This window comes from Brevibacillus borstelensis (assembly GCF_037834415.1).
GTDB lineage: Bacteria > Bacillota > Bacilli > Brevibacillales > Brevibacillaceae > Brevibacillus > Brevibacillus borstelensis_A.
Window position 1 is genome coordinate 154,213 of record NZ_JAUMSJ010000006.1, and the last position, 21,561, is coordinate 175,773.

General features: G+C 48.8%; 18 protein-coding genes, 1 pseudogene and 1 riboswitch. Of the genes and pseudogenes, 6 read left to right on the top strand and 13 right to left on the bottom strand.

Annotated features, from left to right (window positions below; translation table 11 throughout):
• Positions 1–18 precede the first annotated feature (18 nt).
• Both Q3F21_RS08325 and Q3F21_RS08330 read left to right on the top strand, forming a co-directional pair.
• A complete protein-coding gene (locus Q3F21_RS08325) occupies positions 19–1,029 on the top strand; it encodes a FecCD family ABC transporter permease (protein WP_340251238.1) in 1,011 nt (336 codons plus the stop codon).
• Positions 1,026–2,031, top strand: a pseudogene (locus tag Q3F21_RS08330) (FecCD family ABC transporter permease). The gene Q3F21_RS08325 and the pseudogene Q3F21_RS08330 overlap by 4 nt, the downstream one beginning before the upstream one ends.
• A gap of 105 nt (positions 2,032–2,136) precedes the next feature.
• Here the strand turns inward: Q3F21_RS08330 and Q3F21_RS08335 are convergent.
• On the bottom strand, positions 2,137–3,735 hold the full coding sequence (locus tag Q3F21_RS08335; RefSeq protein WP_340251241.1) for a DUF4179 domain-containing protein: 1,599 nt from the start codon (positions 3,733–3,735) through the stop codon (positions 2,137–2,139).
• Positions 3,732–4,289 (bottom strand): RNA polymerase sigma factor, encoded by a 558-nt coding sequence (locus Q3F21_RS08340; RefSeq protein WP_340251243.1) that lies wholly within the window; start codon positions 4,287–4,289, stop codon positions 3,732–3,734. Before Q3F21_RS08340 ends, Q3F21_RS08335 begins: the two co-directional genes overlap by 4 nt.
• A 184-nt stretch (positions 4,290–4,473) precedes the next feature.
• On the opposite strand from Q3F21_RS08340, the gene Q3F21_RS08345 reads away from it, so the two are divergent.
• Positions 4,474–5,469, top strand: coding sequence for a DUF4367 domain-containing protein (locus tag Q3F21_RS08345; protein WP_340251245.1), 996 nt, complete (start codon positions 4,474–4,476; stop codon positions 5,467–5,469).
• 216 nt (positions 5,470–5,685) lie between these two features.
• On the opposite strand, the gene Q3F21_RS08350 is transcribed toward Q3F21_RS08345, so the two are convergent.
• The 11 genes from Q3F21_RS08350 to Q3F21_RS08400 all read right to left on the bottom strand — a co-directional run bounded on the left by Q3F21_RS08350 (position 5,686) and on the right by Q3F21_RS08400 (position 15,612).
• Complete coding sequence (locus Q3F21_RS08350) at positions 5,686–6,426, bottom strand: amino acid ABC transporter ATP-binding protein (RefSeq protein ID WP_340251247.1); 741 nt, start codon at positions 6,424–6,426, stop codon at positions 5,686–5,688.
• A 20-nt stretch (positions 6,427–6,446) separates the two neighbouring features.
• Entirely contained in the window at positions 6,447–7,187 is a 741-nt protein-coding gene (locus Q3F21_RS08355) for an ABC transporter permease subunit (protein WP_340251249.1), read from the bottom strand.
• 88 nt (positions 7,188–7,275) lie between these two features.
• Positions 7,276–8,112: a transporter substrate-binding domain-containing protein gene (locus Q3F21_RS08360; RefSeq protein WP_340251251.1), complete on the bottom strand. Its 837-nt coding sequence runs from the start codon at positions 8,110–8,112 to the stop codon at positions 7,276–7,278.
• Positions 8,113–8,219: 107 nt separating this feature from the next.
• A riboswitch (Lysine riboswitch) is annotated at positions 8,220–8,405 on the bottom strand.
• Positions 8,406–8,546: 141 nt separating this feature from the next.
• Complete coding sequence (locus Q3F21_RS08365) at positions 8,547–9,056, bottom strand: hypothetical protein (protein WP_340251253.1); 510 nt, start codon at positions 9,054–9,056, stop codon at positions 8,547–8,549.
• 110 nt (positions 9,057–9,166) lie between these two features.
• Complete coding sequence (locus tag Q3F21_RS08370; protein WP_340251254.1) at positions 9,167–9,817, bottom strand: ABC-2 transporter permease; 651 nt, start codon at positions 9,815–9,817, stop codon at positions 9,167–9,169.
• 4 nt (positions 9,818–9,821) lie between these two features.
• Entirely contained in the window at positions 9,822–10,673 is an 852-nt protein-coding gene (locus Q3F21_RS08375; protein WP_340251256.1) for an ABC transporter ATP-binding protein, read from the bottom strand.
• Entirely contained in the window at positions 10,670–11,050 is a 381-nt protein-coding gene (locus tag Q3F21_RS08380; protein ID WP_340251258.1) for a GntR family transcriptional regulator, read from the bottom strand. The genes Q3F21_RS08375 and Q3F21_RS08380 overlap by 4 nt, the downstream gene beginning before the upstream one ends.
• A gap of 220 nt (positions 11,051–11,270) precedes the next feature.
• Positions 11,271–12,122, bottom strand: coding sequence for a DUF2785 domain-containing protein (locus tag Q3F21_RS08385; RefSeq protein WP_340251260.1), 852 nt, complete (start codon positions 12,120–12,122; stop codon positions 11,271–11,273).
• A complete protein-coding gene (locus tag Q3F21_RS08390; protein WP_340251311.1) occupies positions 12,119–12,877 on the bottom strand; it encodes an alpha/beta fold hydrolase in 759 nt (252 codons plus the stop codon). Before Q3F21_RS08390 ends, Q3F21_RS08385 begins: the two co-directional genes overlap by 4 nt.
• 138 nt (positions 12,878–13,015) lie before the next feature.
• Complete coding sequence (locus tag Q3F21_RS08395; protein ID WP_340251262.1) at positions 13,016–13,939, bottom strand: helix-turn-helix transcriptional regulator; 924 nt, start codon at positions 13,937–13,939, stop codon at positions 13,016–13,018.
• Between the two features lie 281 nt (positions 13,940–14,220).
• Positions 14,221–15,612, bottom strand: coding sequence for an amino acid permease (locus tag Q3F21_RS08400; protein WP_340251264.1), 1,392 nt, complete (start codon positions 15,610–15,612; stop codon positions 14,221–14,223).
• A 1,101-nt stretch (positions 15,613–16,713) separates the two neighbouring features.
• Here Q3F21_RS08400 and Q3F21_RS08405 point away from each other — a divergent pair.
• From Q3F21_RS08405 to Q3F21_RS08415, 3 genes are all read left to right on the top strand, one after another.
• Positions 16,714–16,887 (top strand): FDLD family class I lanthipeptide, encoded by a 174-nt coding sequence (locus Q3F21_RS08405; protein WP_340251313.1) that lies wholly within the window; start codon positions 16,714–16,716, stop codon positions 16,885–16,887.
• Between the two features lie 142 nt (positions 16,888–17,029).
• Complete coding sequence (locus Q3F21_RS08410; protein WP_340251266.1) at positions 17,030–20,251, top strand: thiopeptide-type bacteriocin biosynthesis protein; 3,222 nt, start codon at positions 17,030–17,032, stop codon at positions 20,249–20,251.
• A complete protein-coding gene (locus Q3F21_RS08415; RefSeq protein WP_340251268.1) occupies positions 20,241–21,554 on the top strand; it encodes a lanthionine synthetase C family protein in 1,314 nt (437 codons plus the stop codon). The genes Q3F21_RS08410 and Q3F21_RS08415 overlap by 11 nt, the downstream gene beginning before the upstream one ends.
• The last annotated feature ends 7 nt before the right edge of the window (positions 21,555–21,561 follow it).

Genomic DNA, 21,561 nt, shown 5'->3' on the forward strand with positions numbered 1-21,561 from the left:
AGAAAAGATGGTAGACAGATGACGAAAGAAAACCAACGTTTGCTCCCATTTGGATACAAATTGATCGCGGGCTTGCTCTCGTTTGCCGCCATGTTTGTGATCGCCATGGTATTTGGTGCTGCTGACACAACGATCCGGGATGTATGGCTGGCCATTGCTTCCGATGAGACTGGCGACATCCTTTCGATGATTCGCGAAATTCGTCTGCCGCGCGAGATTGGCGCGATATTCGTCGGCTCGGCATTGGCGGTAGCCGGCGCCCTCATGCAAGGCATGACGAAAAACCCGCTCGCCGACCCAGGGCTGCTCGGTCTGACGGCTGGCGCCAACGCTGCTCTGGCCGTCGCGATGGCCTTGCTCCCGTCCGCCACTTCCTTTCACCTGATGATCGCTTGCTTCATGGGGGCAGCTGTCGGAGCGATTCTGGTATTCGGGATGGGCGCGATGAAAAAGGGCGGCTTTTCGCCTCTGCGCATCGTGCTGGCCGGTGCTGCCGTTTCCGCATTTCTGTACGCAATCGCGGAAGGGGTCGGCCTTTTCTTTAAAATTTCCAAAGACGTTTCCATGTGGACCGCCGGCGGATTGATTGGCACGTCATGGGGCCAGCTGGAAGTCATTGTTCCGTTTATTGTGCTGGGCATCCTGATTTCGATTTTCCTTTCCAGACAGCTGACGATTCTCAGCCTGAGCGAAGAAGTGGCGGTCGGATTGGGGCAAAAGACGATACAAGTCAAGTCCGTCCTGTTTGTTGTCATCATTTTGCTCACAGGCGCTTCTGTCTCGCTGGTCGGGAATATGACCTTCATCGGACTGATGGTTCCTCATATCGTTCGTTCGGTCGTTGGGACGGACTACCGCTTTATCATACCGATGTCCGCCGTCGCCGGGGCTTCTTTCATGCTGTTTGCCGATACGCTCGGACGGACCATCAACGCCCCTTATGAAACGCCGGTGGCGGCTATTGTTGCGATGATGGGACTGCCGTTTTTCCTGTTCGTCGTGCGCAAAGGGGGGAAAGCATTCTCATGATTCATCCCGCTTTGCTCCAAAAACAGCGCATCGTGCTATCTGTTCTGTTCGCCCTTATTAGTCACCTTTGCCATCGGCATGGGAATCGGGTACTCCTCCCTGTCTTATGACCGGCTGATCCCGACGCTTCTCGGCCAGGGCACGTTCAAAGAGGAATTCGTGTTGTTTTCCGTCCGTTTGCCCCGTATGATCGTCACCCTGCTCGCAGGGATGGCGCTCGCGCTGTCGGGTTCCATTTTGCAAGGAATCACCCGAAATGACCTCGCCGATCCCGGAGTCATCGGCATCAACTCGGGAGCAGGCGTAGCCCTTGCCGTTTTCTTTTTGTTTTTCCCGGCAAAAGCAGGCGCTTTTGTGTATGGGCTTCCGCTGGTTGCATTTGCCGGGGCTATCGTCACGGCCTACCTGATCTATCTGTTTTCCTACAGCAAAAAAACCGGTCTGCAGTCAGTGCGGCTGGTGTTGACCGGGGTTGGCTTTTCGATGGCACTGTCCGGGGTCATGATCGTGCTCATCTCATCCGCCGAACGCGAGAAAGTGGATTTTATCGCCAAATGGCTGGCGGGGAATATTTGGGGCTCGGACTGGCCTTTCATTTGGGCCATTCTCCCGTGGCTGGTGATCCTGGTTCCGTTTGCTTTTTACAAAAGCCAGCGATTGAATCTCCTCTCGCTAAATGAGCCTGTGGCGATCGGCGTCGGGCTGGTGATTGAAAAGGAGCGTTTCGTGTTGCTGGTGACCGCTGTCGCGCTGGCGGCTGCGGCGGTTTCGATTACGGGAGGGATCGCGTTCATCGGGCTGATGGCCCCGCATATCGCGAAAGCGTTCGTAGGGCCGCGGCATCAACTGTCTATCCCCATCGCGATTCTGATTGGCGGCTGGCTGCTCTTGTTCGCGGATACAGTCGGCCATCATCTCGTCGACCCCGAAGGCATTCCGGCGGGAATCATGGTCGCGTTGATCGGGGCGCCGTATTTTATTTATCTGCTGTTGAGAAAATGAGGAAAAAAAGGACAGCACGAAAGCTGTCCTTTTTTTCGCCCTATAGCCGCCATGGCCAAAGTGAATTGCCGATGGGGGATTTGTCTCGTACGTATTGTGGTCTGCTTACCTCGGCAGCTTTATTTTCCATTCCGCCTCGGGAAGCTTCCGTTCTACAACGGCAAGCGATAACGTTAATTCTCTTGCCTCTTTCGGTACATCTTTGACGATCAGGGTAGTCACCGTATGGTTTCCCTTCTCGTCCGAATAGTTTCTTGTCTTCCACACATCGTACTCCGCTTCGTAAATTCTCCCCTCTTTATCCGCGACCAGCCAAACCGGGGGACTGTCGTTGGAATCAATCGTAAGCATGTAGGTAGAGGAGCCGGAATCCGTTGATGCTTTCTCCTGAATCTCTTGTACCTCATAGTAATTCCCTTCGTATTCCCTCCCCCATTTGCCTTGACCATGAAGAGGAACTGTCAGTGAGAAGTCCGCCTTTTCGGTAATGACGACGTCCTCCAAATGGAAAAACAAGTCTTCTGCCGGTTCCTCAAACGGCGCGAAGTAATAGGTCATCTGATTGCTGCCCGGTTGCTGTTCATTTTGACTCGGAAGTGAATAAATCAAGCCTGCCTCCGTTTGAAAATTCTTCTCGCGAGAATCAACGAGAATTTTGCCTTCTTTATTCTGAATCGTAAATTCCGCATGATTGGACGAGAGCAGCCGATTGGCCACCTCTTCCCTTACGCCCTTTGCCTTCAGCTCTTCGACTTGCTGCCGGATTTTCTCCCTCGCGTCCAAAGTCCAATCTGTTTGCACTTCCAGCGTGGTCGCACTTGGTGCATACGTGATTTGTCCCAACCTGACGATCAATCCATTTGAGCTTGTATATTGCTGATCAACCTTCAACGTTTTGGCTGCAGCAATCCCTTTGCGCAAATCAACCGGAATGGCCATACTCAGATTTGCCTCTTGCAGCTCTTTCGAACCAATGCCTTTGATCTCCAGATGGACTGTGACCTGTTCGGGTGGATTTTCCAGAGGAAACACCAAGTCCGCATATTTTTCCGTTCTCCGGAACAGCGGGCTGCGCCGAATCACCTTGCCTTCTGCGTCCGCAACATATGCTTTGTTTGATCCGTGGACAGGAAAATACTGGTCTGGCAGTAGCTGTCCTTGCGAATCCTCCAGAACATATGACAGCACGATACGGGTAGGATCGGCTATCATTTCCTTTACCCGCAGCGTTATTCCGTTGTCTGACACCGTCTGGTTCAGTTCAGTCGAGAAACCCTGTTTTGCCGCTTGTCTCAAGCCTAGCTCGCCTGTGATCGTTTGGAAAAAGGAAGACAGAAAAGAAGCGAACGCTGGGGACACCTGGGTACCGATCGCAACAGCCAGAACAACCGCCGCGACAGCCGACGGGATCAGCAGTCCTTTCTTTCTTCCCGGTCTTTGACTTTTGTTCAGCCCCTCGCCCGTTCTTTCCACTTCTATTCCTTTATCTTCGATTTGCTTCATCACCTCGATTGCAAAGTCATCGGGCAGCATCTCCATCATCCATCCGTCCCGGATCAGTTCAACCTCGTCATTCAGTCGCGTATAAACAGCCTGGCATTTGCTGCAATGCCGCAAATGAGCCTGCACCCGAAGCTCGTCGGCCGCGCTTGTTTCCCCGTCTATACAGGTGGGCAATAGCGCCTGGCACTCCTGACATTTCATACAGACCACCCCTTTGGCGAGCATCGCAAGGTGTTCGCTCGCAATTTTTGTTTGGCGCGATGTAGCTTTACCTGGATCGTACTGACGGGGATGCCGAGGATGTCGCTGATTTCCTGGTAAGACAGGTCATTGTTATAGCGCAGAAGCAAGACAAGCCGATAGCTCTCTGGCAACGCATCAAGCAATTTCCGCATTTCCGAAGCAAACTCCTTTTGAATATAGGCGCTTTCCGGCGTTTGTTCATTCGACAGCGAGAGCTGGTCGATTTCATGGAAATCCACGGTCTGAAGCCTTTGATTCTTCTGCGTATCAATGCAATGGTTGATCGCGATTCGACAGAGCCACGGGTAAAACTTGCGGTTCAGATCATAGCTGGCCAGCTTTTGAAACGCTTTTATGAAGCATTCCTGCGTCAGGTCTTTTGCTTCTTCTCTTGAGTGAACCATGCGGTATAACACGTTATATATTCGGTCTTTATATTTCGTGATGAGATGAGCGTACGCTTGTTTGTTGCCGTGCAACACCTGAAGGACCCAATCCCGGTCTTCATCCATCGCTGTTCCTCCTTTCCAACAATCCCTACCCATCCAATACTGAAAAACCAAACAAAAACTTACACCTGTTTTGCACAAAATCATCCGATGAGCCAATAAAAAATTTTACCTGTAAGATTTGCGAGCCGGATTCAGTAATGAGGGGTGTATGCCAAATCATGCAAAATACAGGAGGAATTCTGAAATGAAAAAGAAAACAAACATCAAAAAGCAAATTTCTGCCTATGCTCTTGGAGCGATGCTGCTCGCGTCGTTTTCCCCGGCAAGTGCGGCGAGTGATGCAAAAGCCGCGCCCCCGCAATCTCCAGCACCAGCCGTAAACCAAACGCAGTTGTCCAAACAACCTGCCTCTTCCAAAGCTGAAGACAAGGTTACCGTCATTTCCAAGCAAGCCGGATTCGATCTGCACTTCCCCAGCTACATTCCCGGAGACAGGACATCCGTTACGCTGAATTTCTCGGAAAAAACCAAACACGTCGCGGGTTCTTTTTTCAGCCAAACAGGATTGCCGTTCTATCTGGAAATGTGGAGGGGCGATATCGCCGCAGAGAGCAAAGGCTTGACCAAGATTGCAACCAAGAAGGGAGCAGCCTACCAAGGGACGCAAAAGGAAGCGCACGGCGATGTAAATGTGTTGATCTGGGAAGAGGAAAAAGGGATCCTCTATCGCTTAACCAGCAAGCTCTCACAGGAGGAATTGGTCAAAATCGCCGAGTCTGTGGAAAAAGGCAACAAAGTAAACGTCATCGAGGACTCGGACGATGAGCAAGTGCTGGTCCATGACCTTGATACCGCCAAAGCTTCGGAACTGTTTGGCGCTCCTGTCAAAATACCGGCCTATCTGCCATCCAACGTGAAGAAAGAGTCTCTCAAAATTAGCGCCAACATCTACAAAGGCAGTACTACCATCGACATTTACGACGGGGCAGCCGGAGTAAATGGAAGTTACTTCACTCTGGTATACGAAAAGGGAGCTCTCTCGAAAGAGGATACTGCAGAGATGAAGCCTGTTCAACTTGTCCAAGGAACCGCCTTCGCCGGAACGGCTTCCTTGATGAGCTTCATGCATCCTGAATTAAAACAGCTCCCGATATTGGTATGGGAGAAGGACGGCGTGGTGTATAACCTGAAAGCGAACACCTCCATTGAAGAGCTCAAGAAGATAGCCGAGTCGCTTTAAATTCGCTTGCTTTTTTGCTTGCTCGGTCTTGCGTCTTCCATGTGTCTCGGGGACGGGCAGGATAAGCGTATGCCTAAAACGCGCTGAACATATGTGATGACAAAGTACAAAAAGCCAGGTTCCCTTCTCGTCGGGAGCCTGGCTTTTTGTGTATAAACGGCCTTCACTCTGCGCTCAATTTAAGGAAGCAACGTGGGCAGGATATCGATCAACCATTCAGGAGCTTCGCAACGTCCGCTTCAAAAATTCCCTCGTCCGCTCTTGCGCCGGATGATTGAAAATTTGCTCGGGACTTCCTTCCTCCGCGATCACTCCTTTGTCCATAAAGACCACGCGATCAGAGACTTCCCTCGCGAACTCCATTTCATGCGTGACGATCAACATCGTCAGACCGGACTCGGCGAGCTCCTTCATCACTTTCAGAACCTCGCCCACCATTTCCGGGTCAAGGGCCGATGTCGGTTCATCGAACAGCATCACATCCGGTTCCATGGAAAGGGCCCTCGCAATGGCCACGCGCTGTTTTTGCCCGCCGGACAATTGATTCGGCTTGGCGTTGATATACTTGTCCATGCCGACAATTTTCAAGTACTTCATCGCCACTTTTTCCGCTTCTTCCCGGGAACGCTTTAACACCTTTACTTGTCCGACGACGCAATTGCTTAGCACATTGTGATTATGAAACAGGTTAAACTGCTGGAATACCATCCCGAGCTTTTGACGGTATGCGAAAATGTCGTGCTTCTCGTCCAAAATATTTTCGCCTTTATAGATAATTTCCCCGCCGCTCGGTTTTTCCAACAGATTAATGCATCGAAGGAGCGTTGATTTACCCGAACCGGAGGAACCGATGATCGTGACGACCTCCCCTTTTTTGACGGAAAAATCGATGTCCTTTAATACGTCATGCGTTCCAAAGGATTTGCTGACATGTTTGATTTCTATGATCGTTTCCATACGCTCGCCTCCTTCTTCGCTTATTTCCCGCTGTCTGTCTGCACAGGATTCGCCATCACGGCGTAATTGTCCGGTCCCTCCAGCTTTCTTTCGAAGTAACGCAAAATTTTCGTGACGATCAAGGTCATGATGAAATACATCACGCACGCGACAAAAAAGGACTCGAAATACCTGAAGTTATTTCCCGCAATCGATTTCGTCGTGAAATACAATTCGGTTACGGAAATGACATTCAGCACGGAAGTATCCTTGATATTAATGACAAATTGATTCCCCGTTGCCGGCAGGATATTGCGGATCACTTGCGGCAGCACGACATTCAGCATCGTTTGCACATGATTCATCCCAATCGCATGGGCCGCTTCAAATTGTCCCTTGTCAATCGAAATAATGCCGCCGCGAACAATCTCCGCCATGTACGCCCCCGTATTAATCGACACGACAAAGACGGCGGCCAGAATTCGGTCCATATCAACCCCGAATGCCAAGGCAGAACCGTAGTAGATGACCATTGCCTGCACAATCATCGGCGTTCCCCGGAAAAATTCGATATACGTAGAAAGGATGGCATTCACCACTTTTAGAATGGCTCTTTTGGCTCCCCGCTCCGGAACGGGGATCGTGCGGATCAGCCCGATCAACAGTCCAATCACGGCACCCAGGATCGTTCCGAGCAAAGCAATGAGCAAGGTCATTCCCGCTCCACGCAGGAACATGGGCCAGTTTTCGGAAATGATTTTTACAATCCATTCGAAGCTCATCTTTCTCCTCCATTCATGTAAGGTGGCTGCACTTCCCTGAACGAGCATAAAACCGACTGCCAAAAGATGCAGCCGGTTTCACAAGCGATTATTGTGCTGCTGGTTGATTTTTAATGGCGGTATCCATGATGCCGGTGCGTTCTTCCTCCGGGATGCCGGATAAAATTTCATTGATTTTTTTCGTCAATTCGCTGTCTTTTTTGACGCCTACCGCAATGGCCGTATCGTCTTCCGAGGTCGTAAATCCGTCCTTAAACTCGACCATCGCGAAGTTCGGGTTGGCTGAGGAGGCACTGACGGCTTCCGGACGCTCGGATACGTAGCCGTCGATCATTCCGGATTCCAGCGCCACGCGCATGGCCGGGAAGTTGTCCATCGCAGGCTCCTGAACGACGCCCTGGATTTGATCGATCACGGAATAGTGGAATGTATTCAATTGAGCGGTCACTTTTGCCCCTTTGAAATCCTGGATCGACGTGGCGTTTTCGTATTTTCCGCCTTTTTTCACGACCATGACCAAATTGGATTTATAGTAGATGTCCGAGAAATCGATCGTTTGCTTGCGCTCCGCGGTTGGAGACATCCCGGCAATGATCGCGTCGATTTTGCCCGAGGTTAATGCGGGCACAAGGCCATCCCATTCCGTTTTCACGATTACCAGTTTTTTGCCCAGGCCATCCGCGATTTTTTTCGCGATTTCCACATCGTATCCGCCTGCGTATTCGGCATTGCCATCGATTTTCACCGCGCCGTTGGAGTCGTCCATCTGCGTCCAGTTAAACGGGGCATATCCGGCCTCCATCCCTACCCGGAAGGTTCCCTCGTCGGTTGCGGCAGATTGCGAAGTGCCGCCGCTTGTCCCGCATCCTGCGAGCAGCAGCACGGCTGATAGAAACATAGCTATGAATGACGACTGTTTTTTCATGGTTCATTTTCCCCTTTGGCTTTTTTCTGTTTAAAAATGCAAAAAGCGACCTGAGATAGACTCAGGTCGCACTACATACATAGTTGCCCAAATACCTCTCTTTTCCCAAATGAGATAGCACAACTCAATAAATCGGGTCATTTATTGAGACAGTCCTGCAGCTCTTAACTGCAATCCCAGCAATGCAATACCGAGAAATATTGCAAGCTTCGGCGACATTTCCTTCTCCCTGGCTTCAGCGTTTTCTCGAACTCCGCCAAGGACTGTTAAATATCGCAACCTCTACCTCACTGAATCAAGTGAGGTTCATATTCAATTCTGTTCTTGAGTTTACAATGTTATGTTAATTCTGTCAACCTTGGTCTTTCCTCCAAATAATCCTAACAGACTAGTTGTTGCGTACCCTAATGCTCAAAAAGGCTTATATCGTTGCATCAATTTACTGGGGAAAGGTTTTCTATGAATGTTTTCCAGTCAGCTTCTTCGTTGCTGTTTGTCTGTAGATGGTAATAGCGAAGCTCATTGTAGCTCGCCTGATTGTCCAGGTCTTGCTTAGGCAGGAACACTGCTTCCAACACGCCTTGTTTGTTTGACGAATCATCAATACCGACCACATAGTTGCCGACTATCTCAAACCGATCATCGGATTTTTTCCTGTTGTCTTTATTTGCGTACCACTCGATCATCGGATGGTAGTCGTATTTTGGTTTCTTTACTTGTAATAGCTCCATATACTTGTCATGATTCATGTACGAGATGAAGAGAGACTCTTCGGTTAGATCCAGTACTCTTTTTTGTTCAGTAAAACCATCTGGCAGAATCTCTGGCAAAAATACTTGAAAGCTTAGTTTTTTTATTTCATCCATGCTTACAGGAGAATTCGCACAAGCAGCCAGCAGCAAACACACGATTATCGGTACCCATTTCCTGATAAACAACAGCATGGCTCCTTCCTTTGCTTCCAACAATAGCAGAAGAGATCAATCTCAAATTTATGTGTTGGAGAGTACGTTCATTGCCCGCCTACAATCATCTCCATCAGGAACGTCTAACCTCACAAACTCTGCTTCGCATATATCCTAACAGATAACTCCATCGAAATCCCCAAGATGAGAAGAGCCAGCACGCCAAAAAACAAGCCTTGGACCGTTTGCGGCAAAGGAATCACGTCGTGAAGCTCGAACCGATTTGCTTGCATCATCGATTTCAGCATCACGGGAAAGACAAATGGAAACAGAAACAGAATAAACATAAAGATATGCTTCGACTTTTCATAACCGTAGCGATACTGAACCGGTATCATCGTCCCGAAAAATACAGCCAGGATCAGGACAGCCAATCCAACCTCAGAAGCGCTCAAACTTTCTGCCAGAGCTGGAATTGCCAGCGCTGAAAGGGAATACAACATATAGCAGCCCGCAAAAATGGCCAGGATAAATACGTATTTGGCCCTTACCATCGCCCGTCTCGTATAGGGAGTCGCGCAAAGCAGCGCTGCGCCTTTGCATTTGTATTCAATCATCGACACCGTATTGAACAGCAAATACTGAATAAAGAGCGTGCTGATGAAAAAGCCGAGAAAGCCTCCGGTTATAAAATCGACTCGCGTATGGATAAAAATCGGCAACACAAATGCGGCGACCAGCATCACAATCCAGTACTTTTTCGCGAGCAGGAAATCCTTTTTTACCAGGTGAAACACCATCTGATCACCTCCTAATATAGCTCAGCATCACGTCTTCAATGGTTGGCCGTTCAATGAGCACGTTTCCCATCTGCCCACGGACGGCCGTTTTGTTGTCAGTCAAGCCGGAAAAGCCATACCCGGTTTCCTGGAGAGTCAAAAACAACTCCCTCGTCCGTTCGTTCAATTCTCTTCTATCCCCTTTCACCAGGCCGTGTCTGTCCAGCAGCGCGTCCTTCTCCTCGTTTAGGATGATTCTGCCATTGTCGATGAAAATCAGGGCGTCTGCTACTTTGTCCAGGTCGGAGGTAATGTGGGTTGAGAAGAAAACGCTCTTCCCGTCCTGCTTGACGAAATGAAGCAGGATATCCATTAATTCCAATCGAACCTGCGGGTCCAGTCCGCTCGTCGGTTCATCCATGATCAGCAAGTCCGGATGGTGGGAGAGCGCCAATGCGATGGCGTACTTCATCCGCATCCCTTTGGACAAGGTGCCGATCTGCTGACCCTGTCGCAGTCCAAAACGCTCCATATGATTTTTGAATGCAGCCTCGTCCCAATTGGAATAGGCCGGCGCGATAATCTTTTTCATTTCCAGCAGCGTAAGATCTTCATAAAAATACCCTTCATCCAGCACGATGCCGATCCTGTTTTTGAATTCCCGCTCCATGAGCTGGACGTTTTTGCCGTAAAACGAAATCTCTCCGGCGTCCTTGACAATCAATCCGAGAATCGATTTCATTGTCGTCGTTTTCCCGGCACCGTTGACGCCGATGAATCCGGTAATGCAGCCTTCGAGCAAGGAAAAGCTGACATCCTTCAAGGCGAAAGCACCCCAATCCTTGTTCAAACCCTTTACCTCTAAAACAGGCTTCATTCCTCCCCCTCCTCAAAAAGCAAATCCATCATGGCGTACAATTCGCTTTTGCTGATTCCGAGCGCGCGCGCCGTTTTCCAGGCCTCGGCGAGCTTGACTTCCACCATATGCCGCTTCGATTCCAGCAAAAGCTCCAGGTTTTCCTTGGCCACAAACGACCCTTTTCCCGCTCTGGTTGTGATAAAGCCTTCCGCTTCAAGCTCGTCGTATACTCTTCGCGTAGTCAAAACACTCACACGCAAATCGTTTGCCAATGCGCGTATCGATGGAAGCATCTCTCCTTCCTTCAGCTCGCCGCGTAAAATGGCATCCTTTATCTGGTCTTTGATCTGTAGATAAATAGGCAGATCGGACGCGTTGGAAATGATAATGTTCATGTAGCCTCCGAAGAACTGTGTATTTATTACATACACAGAATACACATTAGACACGCTACTGTCAACACACCCTTTATCCCTCTTTACAACCTCCTCTCTCATCACTGTTGACTATCACTAGGTGCATTTCTGTGTAACGGGGAGGTCGATCAAAAACATAAAAAAAAGCGGCCTATTTGACCACTTTTTTCGCTTTAACGAAATCCTTGAAAACAGCGATTCAATCCCTGCTTGCCGCAAACTTGTTCAATGCAGCCTCGGCGGCAAGCATGGCAGCCATAACTGCATTTCCCGAGCGGTCCCGCTCTCTTCTGAAATACAGGCTTCGCAGAAAGTTCTTGCTGTTCACACGGGCGATCACCTGACCACGGCTTCTCGGCCAGCCGCCGCATTGCGCCAAACCGCTTATCCAGTCTGCGATCTCTTGCCGCGGAAGCAGTTCTTTGTCGATCATGGTGTCCACGATGGTGGCGATGCGCTCATCCTCCTCCTCGCTAAAAATATGGTGCCCGTTGTGCAGCATCCCCGAAATAGCGGCAAGTACCTCGCGCTGCACCGCTGCATCGCTCTCCGGGCACTGCACCAGCTCGTCCAAAGCATCGGCGCCGTGGGCCGCGCTGTGAGCCCAGCCTTCTTCGGGCAAATACCCGCGCAGATCCTTCTCCTCCCGATAATAGCGGAGCAGCGATTGCTTCATGCAGCAGAAATCAGCGTGATCCAGAAAAGGCTGCTTCCGATGACGCTGCACAATCAAAGCGATGGGCAGAACCGAGAACGTCCTTGTAAAAACAGAGTGGTCCCCCTCGCTGCCAATATGATAGAACAAATGCTGCTCATCGGTCAGAATATACAGAAGGCTGCGCAGCTCCTCTTCGGTAAACCTGTCCTCTTCCTTTATCCATGCATAAAATGTCGGATAAATCAGCTCATCCCGCAATTCAGGCTGAGGATCGCCGATGTATTGCAGCATCAATGCGACGAAGTCCTGCAGCTGCTCACCTTCGCGAAGCTGGTAACGCTCCTCCTCGATTCTTTGCAGGTCCGCCATAAATGTCGTCCTCGTACCGTTCACTTTCCCCATCCCTCCAGCATAATCATAATCTCCTCTACCACAATGTCCGGTTCGTCCTGATGAATATCATGTCCGCTGCGTTCGGCAATCCGGTGCCGCGTTGAGGTTGACAGCCGCTGAAAATCGGCTTGCAGCCTTTGCTCGATTTGCAGGATTTCGCGATGAGGCCATTCCTCGTCACCCTGATCCGGCAGCCCTCTTGTAATGATGGATAGAGGGGTATCGCCATGCCAGGAATGATCGGCGATTTCCTTATAGCTGCGCAATTTGTCGATCCTTTCCTGATTCAAAAGAGGATTCTCGAGATAGGCCCTGTTCCCCGCGATCAGCTTCTCAGGCAGAACCTTTTCATAGGCGAGCTCTTTATATTCGGCAGCCGCATCAACCAGAACGATGCCCGATACCCAGGCCGGATAACAGCTCGCAAACAACCTGGCAACCAATCCGCCAAAAGAGTGCCCCACCACAATAAAAGGCGGTTCCACCGGAATCCTCGGCAACAGCTCGGAAAGCTCCTGCGCCAGATCATGGCATGTTCGCGGAACGAGTGCGGGAGCTTCGCTTCTCCCGATCCCCGCCCGATCGTATGATAAGGTTGACGTGAACCGGGCGATTCGGTCCTGCACCACATTCCATGACTCGCAGCTGTCGCCCAATCCCGCTATGAATAGTACGGTCGGCGTACCTTTTTGCGAGTATTTGCAGAACAGCTTGCGGCCTTGGCAGGTATGGCGGACTTCCGTATAGCCGCTCATGCATTCCGAACCGCACACGTCCCACCGCTGCTGCTGGAGGCCGCCCATTTTTGCTTATCCATTGCATGTATTCTCCTTTATCGACCTTTCGGCATTCTGTTTCCCCTACTATAAAGCACAATGACTGACATCTGTCTGTCAGTCATTGTATGGAGCCAATAGTTCTTTCACATATTTTTTTAAAGCCTCCCGCAAATAAGCAGGCGCTACAACCTCGCATTCCTTGCCAAAGCCTAAAATATATTTGAGCAATCCGTCCTCATACGGAAAATAATCCTCGACGATAAAGTGGCTGTCTTCGGTTTGTCTGATGTTCTCTCTTTGAAAATACTCGGTTAGCTGCTCGCCCATGCGATAGGAAAACTTTAATGCAACCTTTATGCTTCGCCTGTGATAGCTGTCCTCGATAATCTTCCTGATTTCTTCCCTGGAAGCATTCCTTTTTTCAAAGCTGCTGCCCATCCTTAAATTTTTGACCCGTACCAGCTTGAACCTTCTGTAGTCATTTCTCGTTCGGCAAAAGGCGATGAGGTACCAATGACCGTTGGAAAATTCGATTTGAACCGGTTCTGCCGTTCTTTCGGAATACTCCATTTTTCTGTTGCTGTAATCAAATACGACCAGCTTGTTTTCTTCGATCGCTTTGTTCAGCAGAAACAAGTATTGCTGCAGTTCATTTTCCCTGCCGAAATGGGACATCTGTATGCGCAGCTGGTCCGTTTTGCCTGCTTCCTGTTTATGCGTATTCTCGAACTTCAGCACAATATCGTTAAAGGACTCGTTTTTCCCAAACAGAAAGCGCAGATGATTCATTACCGCCATGAGCGCATGGGCTTCCTTTTTGTTTAAAAACAGATTGTTTACGTTATAGTTATCCATCAGGTAATAGCCTCCGCCCTTTCCCCCAATGGCGGCGATCGGAATGCCCGCTTCGGCTATTTTTTCTATATCTCTGTAAATGGTTCGCAACGATACCTCAAAATGCTCCGCAAGCTCTTTGCCTGTAACCGTCCCTTTTTTGGAGATGATCAGGACCATGGAGAGCAATCGATCTACCCGCATTGTTATGTACCACGTTGGCTGGCAACGCTTCCTCCCTTTATTTTTGTGCGGCCTTCTCGCTTTCATTGAGATAGAAAAAGATTTTGAGAGCTGCCTCTGCTATGTGGACCGGAAAAGAAACATTTTGCTGCGTATGTAAAAAGGCCGGTTTGCTGTTGTTGCATACTTTTTCGCCAGAAGCCCCTCTGCTGCCTCCGATGTAAAAAAGAAAATCGGGACATCGCTTGTCCATGTCCCGATTTTTTATCGCTATTTATGATATTGCTTTTTTGCCCGCTGCTCTACCTGTTTGTGTGTTCATCATCCGTGTCGGTACCCAATGGAACGGCCTTGCCAACGCCAAAAGCGTAATAACTGATCACGACAATGCCCAGGAAAATAATGCCCGCCACAAGGGAGATGCGTGTATCATCGTTAATCAACATGCCAACCAGTACCATGATCAAGAAAGCGATCGTAATGTAGTTCGTCACCGGAGCAAACGGCATTTTGAATGGATGAGTGGCCATTTCCGCTGCTTTTGCTTTTCTGAATCGGATTTGACTGATCAGGATGACAAACCACGGAACCATGCCGGGAAGCACGCTTGCGCTGTACACATACACAAACAGATTTTCCGGCGCAATGTAGCTCAAGACAACGCCTGCGAACAAGCCCACGAGTACGCCGATCGTTCCGAGCAAGGGCACGCCGTTGCCAGACAGCTTCGTAAATATTTTTGGCGCCTGTCCGTTGACCCCCAGTGTGTACAGCATGCGTCCCGCACTGTAAATGCCGCTGTTGCAGCCGGACATGGCAGCCGTGATGACAACAAAGTTAATGAGTCCCGCCGCAGCGGTAATACCCACCTTCGCAAAGGTTGCCACGAACGGGCTGCCGATGGCATGCAGCTGATCCCACGGGTAAACGGTTACAATAACGAAAATCGCGCCAATATAGAAGATCAAAATGCGCCAAATAATACTTTGAATCGCGCTCGTTAACGTTTTGCGCGGGTCTTTGGCTTCGCCCGCTGTAATCCCGATGAGCTCGACCCCCTGATAAGCCCCGATCACCAGGGAGAGAGCAAAGAAAAAGCCTGTCCAACCGCCGGTAAAGAAGCCCCCGTGCTCCCACAGATTCGATAATCCGATGGCGTTTCCTCCGTTGCCGATTCCGAAGAAAATCAGGCCAAGCCCGGCCACGATCATTAAGACGATGGTGACGATTTTGATCATCGCAAACCAAAACTCGAATTCACCAAATGATTTCACCGAAAACAAGTTCGCCGCGCCGAGGATCGCCATCGCGATCAACCCCGGTATCCAGGCGGGCAAATCCGGAAACCAGTACTTCATATAAGTCCCGACCGCGATAATCTCCGACATCCCGACGACGACCCACTGGAACCAGTTGCTCCAAGCCGTCAAATATCCGGCCAAGGGATGGATGTACTTGTGGCCAAAGGTCGCAAACGAACCCGTGCTTGGCTCCAGGTACAGCATTTCCCCCATCGCGCGCATGATGAAAAAGATAAAAATCCCGACGATCGCATACGCAAGCATAACGGACGGACCTGTCCATTTGATCGTGCTTGCCGACCCCATAAACAAACCGACGCCGATTGTCCCGCCCAAAGCGATCATCTGGATGTGACGCGCTTGCAGGCCCCTTTTCAATTCTTTGTTTGCCACTCCGGTTCTCTTCCTTTCTGCTACTTCTGGCTGGTATCTCAGGAAAGCTGCTGGACACCCTCCATGCAATCCGCAATAGGAGACGGGTATCCGTTTTGTACATATAGTTTGTACTTATGGAAAGAAACCGTACCACCGAATGAGTCCGCAATTTTTATTCAGCATTCCCAATAGTTAGACAAATCGATCATCTTTTCCTTAAAGGTTCGCTGCTGAATTACTTGTATTGTAATATGTTTTTTTGGTGAAGACAATTATATTTGGTGGGAAAACATTTGGGAAATCAATGTGCTGGGAGTAAATATAAAACAAATAATATGTTATTGATAAAATATTTTTTGATTACAGGCCAAAAACAATCAGGGACGATGTAAAGACTCCAGACAAGTCATATCCCTGCCTGGATGCCTCCTCTCCTGATAAACATCCTTCAGGAAAGCTGCGACCCTAATTCTCCAAATTTAACATAGAAGGAAGGATCGCAATAGCCTGAAGGTCGAGGTCAAAGCTCGAAGCCCCCCTTTTCACATGCTGATCAGCTTCATGATGACAGAGGAAATCTATTGGTAAAGCATGACGAATTATATCCTAAAATCACCCTATATGGGTAATATACCCATTTATCGTTCGACATTTTTTGACTAATGATGAATTTTAAACAGGTTTATACAAATAGTAATTCATGTAGTTCATCCATAATTTATCCTCATATCCAACGCTGCTGTCGATCTGTCAACCCAGTCAGTCTCCAGATAGAGCGTAATATAAAAAAACCTCGCTATGATCCTATCGAAAGCTATTGCCTCGTACGCTGACCCATGTGCCCCCATATATTTGCCGCCTCAAAATTTCCTCAACCGGAAATATTTTACGAGAAAACAAAAACACACTTCTTCCGTTTCGTATTTTTAGAAAAATAACAAAAATGTAGAATTATGTAGAAAAAGACGTGTTGAATTTTATCTATTTTACATGTTTTAATGTGTTTGGAATATTTGGGATAATTATCCTATTATTCCGGTATTCGTTGTGCTCCGCATTGGTTGCTCTTTTATTGATTACAATTACCAAAAATTGGGGGAACCGATTATGAAAAAAGACATGTTTGATTTGGATGTACAAGTAAACTCAGTAGGCGCTAACGGTGCCGAACCAAACACCATCAGAACCACCCTCTGTTGGGTCACCAAAATAACTTGCAAAAGTACTTGCACTTGCGTATGCACGTCTATGTGCACACCAGGTTGCCCATTCTCGGACGAGGATAAAGCATAACGACGCTTAAATAGCCAATGTGGAGCACATATCTTACTGGGTCAGTTAGACCCCGCCATATGGATAGTAAATGCGTGGTGCAAAACGTTTCTTTCACCAACGTTTACTATCCTTTCCCCATTTACAAAAGGAGGGATCTAGATTGGAACGTCCGTTAAAAGAGAAAAAACACGCTAAGAAAGAATCCCGATCCTTTTTTCGCACGATGGATTTCTTCATGCTTCGAACGCCATTGTTGCCTATACAAATATTTCTGGAGTTATGTCAATCCGATTGGAAACTGGACAAGCTCGATCCGAGAAAGCAAGCCATCATTCGAGAGTGCATCGCCGTTGCCAGTCCTTCGTTGCTCGAATCGCTGAACAAACTGGAGCAGGTCGACCGCGAGCAGCTTGAGCAGGTTGTGCGGAGCTGTTTGCGATATGTAATCCGAATGAGTACGCGAGCGACGCCATTTGGGCTTTTTTCCGGAGTAGCCTGTGGGCGTTTCGATACAAACACCAATCTCATCGTAAACAAAATGGAGCAGCATAAAAAACGGAGCCGCCCTGACATGGAATGGCTCCTGAAAATCGTTCAATCTCTGGAAGAGAATCTGGATGTGGTCAAGCAGCTCCACGTCCAGACAAACACGATGTATGAGGTAGTGGGCAATCGGGTGTCACTGCCGTATATTACGCGGTACGGTCAAAAGCACAATGGCTACCAAATGGAAAATGTCTCGATTGCGATGAATGATTTGGTCGCGCTTGTTTTACACAAGGCAGCAGAGCCGATTCCGTTTATGGAATTATTGCCGATCATTAAACAATCATACCCGGATACGGAAGACAGCAAAATCGAATCCTTTTTGTTTCAATTGGTCAAAAATGAGTTTCTGCTTACAAGCCTTCGCCCGCGTCTCACTCATTCATCGCCGTTTGATCAACTGCTTGCTGTATTGGATCGTGTGGAAGGTATTGATGAATTGTACCAGCAGCTGCTGGCGATCAAGCAGGACATCATCGCCTATGACAAGCTGGAGATTGGTCAGGGAGAAACGCATTTCCTCTCCACGCTCTCCAAAATGAAGTCGATAGAGTCATCATCATCGCAGTTACAAGTGGATTTAGCGTTGTCAACTGAGCAGGTGACGCTGCCGAAATCGATTGCCAAGGACCTGAGCAAAGCGGCAGAACTGCTGTGGAGACTATCGCCCAATCACGTTGGATGGCCTCATTTGGCGGAGTATCGGAACTCCTTTATTGAACGATACGGATTTGAAAGAGAGGTTCCCTTACTCGAATTGCTGGATGAAACCCGGGGGTTAGGTGCTCCTGCGACCTACGAAAATCCAATGAGCAAAAGAAACTATACCCCGTCTAGCCACGACAAAATAAATGAGAAGGTTCTTTTACAGTTGCTGTCCCACTCGCTTTTGACAGGAAGCAGAGAAATAGAGCTGACAGACGAACTGATCGAGAAGCTGGAGCCGGTACCAACCAAATGGGAACATGTCCCGATTTCAATGGAATTGTATGTGTCCCTGTTTGCCGCTTCGGCACAAGCCATGGATAACGGCGATTACACCCTTCATATCGGAGGAAATACGGGATCAGTGTTGGCCGGGAAATCATTTGGTCGATTCGCTGACATGCTGGGAGAGTCGTTCGAAGAACATCTTGAGCAAATCAATCAAGAACACCAGAAGGCTTACCCAGACAGCGTATTTGCTGAAGTTGTTTACTTTCCGCGGCACGGAAGGATCACCAATGTGGTTCTTTCGAAGAGCAAGCGGGAACACGAGATTTTGATCGGCGCTCCCTTCAACGAGCACCACTCCATGAGCATTCCCTTGTCCGATTTGGTTGTAGGGGCTACATCGCATTCCTTCTATTTAAAATCACGCTCGATGAATAAGGAAGTCATTCCTGTTACAGGCCATATGCTTAACTACGTAGGCTCTGTTCCTAACGTATATCGTTTTCTGTGCGAATTAGGGATGGCAAAGCAGCGAAATTGGATGCCTTTCAGCTGGGGCAGCTTTCGTCATGCTCCTGTCCTGCCTCGTCTGCGTTACGGAAAGATTATACTGGCACCAGCTACGTGGAATGTCGATCATGGGCTGTTAGCTGTTTCCAAGAAGGATGGACAAGAACGTTGGATGGAAGCCGTGCAAAACTGGATATGCCAGTACCAGGTTCCAAATTACGTGTATATCACCGACCATGACAACAAGATGCTGCTCGATCTGAGAGATGAAAGACATCTCGCTGAGTTGATTCGGGAGCTTAAAAAGCTGAATTCCGGTGAGACACTCGTTCTCACAGAACTAGGCGCTGAGCTGACGGACTGTGTAGTTGAAGGGAATGACGGTGCCTTTCATATGGAGTGTGTCTTCCCGCTTGTAAAAAATACTCCGGTCGAGGCGATTGCAACCGAATCGGTTTCTGTGAAAAACGGAGTGCAATCGAATCGCGCGATTATTTCCGACCAAGAACGATTGAAAATGCCAGGAAGTGATTGGTTATTCTACAAGCTATACTGTGATGAAACCAGAATGGATGAGTTCATCGCCTTTCCGCTTCAGTCTTTATGTGAAGCGATGCGGACGCAAGGGGCTTGTCAAAAGGTATTCTTCATGAGGTACACCGATCCGAAACCACATATCCGTCTGCGTTTTCAAGCGCCATCCACCGAAGGTCTGCATTCCATTTTCTCGGAAATGTATCAATGGACGGCTGAAATGCAAAAACAAGGCTACCTCTCCAAAACAACGATCGATACCTATGACCCTGAAATTGAACGATATGGCGGACCGCAATTGATTTCGCTGGCAGAGGAAATCTTTGCAGTTGACAGTATGGTTGTGGCCCATTGGCTACAACTGCAGCGTACTAAGCAGTTGAATATGCCATTGGAGAAGGTTGCCGTAATCAGCATTATCGACCTTTTGCATCAATTCCTGCATTCGATCGACGAAAAGCTAAGCTTCCTGAACGGGATGATCCCGTATAAAGCATACCTTGATGAATTCCGTACAGACAGAGAGTTTTACCTGAAGGCGGGGCGCTATACGAATGATTGGCAAGAACTGAAGCTGTTGGAGGGTGGTTCTATTCTCCATCATTTTTTACAGGTGAGATCAGAAGCGGTCAAACGTTTTTCTACGGCCATGCATTCACTACAAACACAATCGGCACTGTATAACTCGCAGGATCAGATCATGGGCAGCATCATCCATCTGCATGTAAACAGGCTGCTTGGAGTAGATCGTGAACGCGAAAAGAAAGTGATGACCTTGGCCCGCCATACCCTGCACAACTTGCGATATTTCCTATTGCAAGAGGAAAGTCGCACAAAGGAGACTGCGCATGCTTTCTAATACAAAGAGCTGGCAACCGATTAAAAACGAGACGCTGATCAAAAAGATAGAGTCCGTGGTAAAGCAGGTAGCCCGTAAGCTTCAATCTCCCCATGAGGTCCTGGGCGAACCTCTTCCCGGCACAGACTCGCTTGCCTCCGGTGCATTGGGCATCGTCCTCTTTTATGCGGAATTGGATCGACTGTATCCCGATGAGCAGTGGGATGTTGTCGCACACAACTATTTGATACATGTTCAAACCGTGATTAACTCGAATATGTTTGATTCGCTTTCCCTGTGGAGCGGTTTATCCGGAGCGCCCGTGGTCGCCTCCATTCTTGCCCGTGATCGAGGCAGATATCAAAACTTCATCGAAAAACTGCATATTCTCATGCAGCCTGCAATTGATGAGTTCATCGACCAAGCTCGGGAACGAATCGGGAACAATCTACACATGTCCGATTACGATGTGATCGAAGGATTAGCTGGTATCGGTCGATATCTTCTTTCCTTTAAAGAGCGCCATGCATGTAAACAAAACCTTAACAAAACATTGTCATATATTGTACAATTGACTAAAGATATCCAATTCAATGGTAGGATGATTCCCGGCTGGCATATCAAAAGCGAGAATCAGTTTTTGGAACATGAACAAAAACGATACCCAAATGGAAACTTTAACCTCGGAATTTCTCACGGCATTGCCGGTCCGTTTGCCTTGCTCTCTCTCGCTTTGCTGGAAGGAGTAGAGGTAGCGGGACAACGAGAGGCCATTCGCAAGCTATGTTCCTATTATGGCAAGTGGAAGGCGGAAGACGAGCACGGGCCCATTTGGCCGGAGAGAATCAGCTTTGAGGAAGAAATATGTGGACAGATGCAGAACTATTTTGCTCACAATGCGTCCTGGTGCTACGGAGAACCGGGCATCGCACGAGTGTTGTGGCTGGCTGGCGAAGCATTGGGGGACACCAACATCCAGTCTTTGGCGCAAGAGGTATATCTCTCACTTGTCCAGCGATCAGTAGAATCGTTCCGTTTCGAGTCCCCTACGTTTTGTCACGGCTATGCAGGGATTCTTTGGATGCTCCAACGAATGATGATGGACACGGGGTCTGATGTTTTTGAAGCTTCCCGCGAGACACTGGTCAACCAGATTTTGATCAGCTTCAACGAAAACAACGCTTACGGATTTCAGGACATCGAGCATGGACAAGTCCGAGATCTTCCAGGATTGTTGGTCGGGGCAGCAGGAGTAGCGCTTGTCTTGCTAAGCTGCCTGAGTTTGGACGAACCCGAATGGGACTGCATTTTTTTGCTTAAATAGCTGAGTT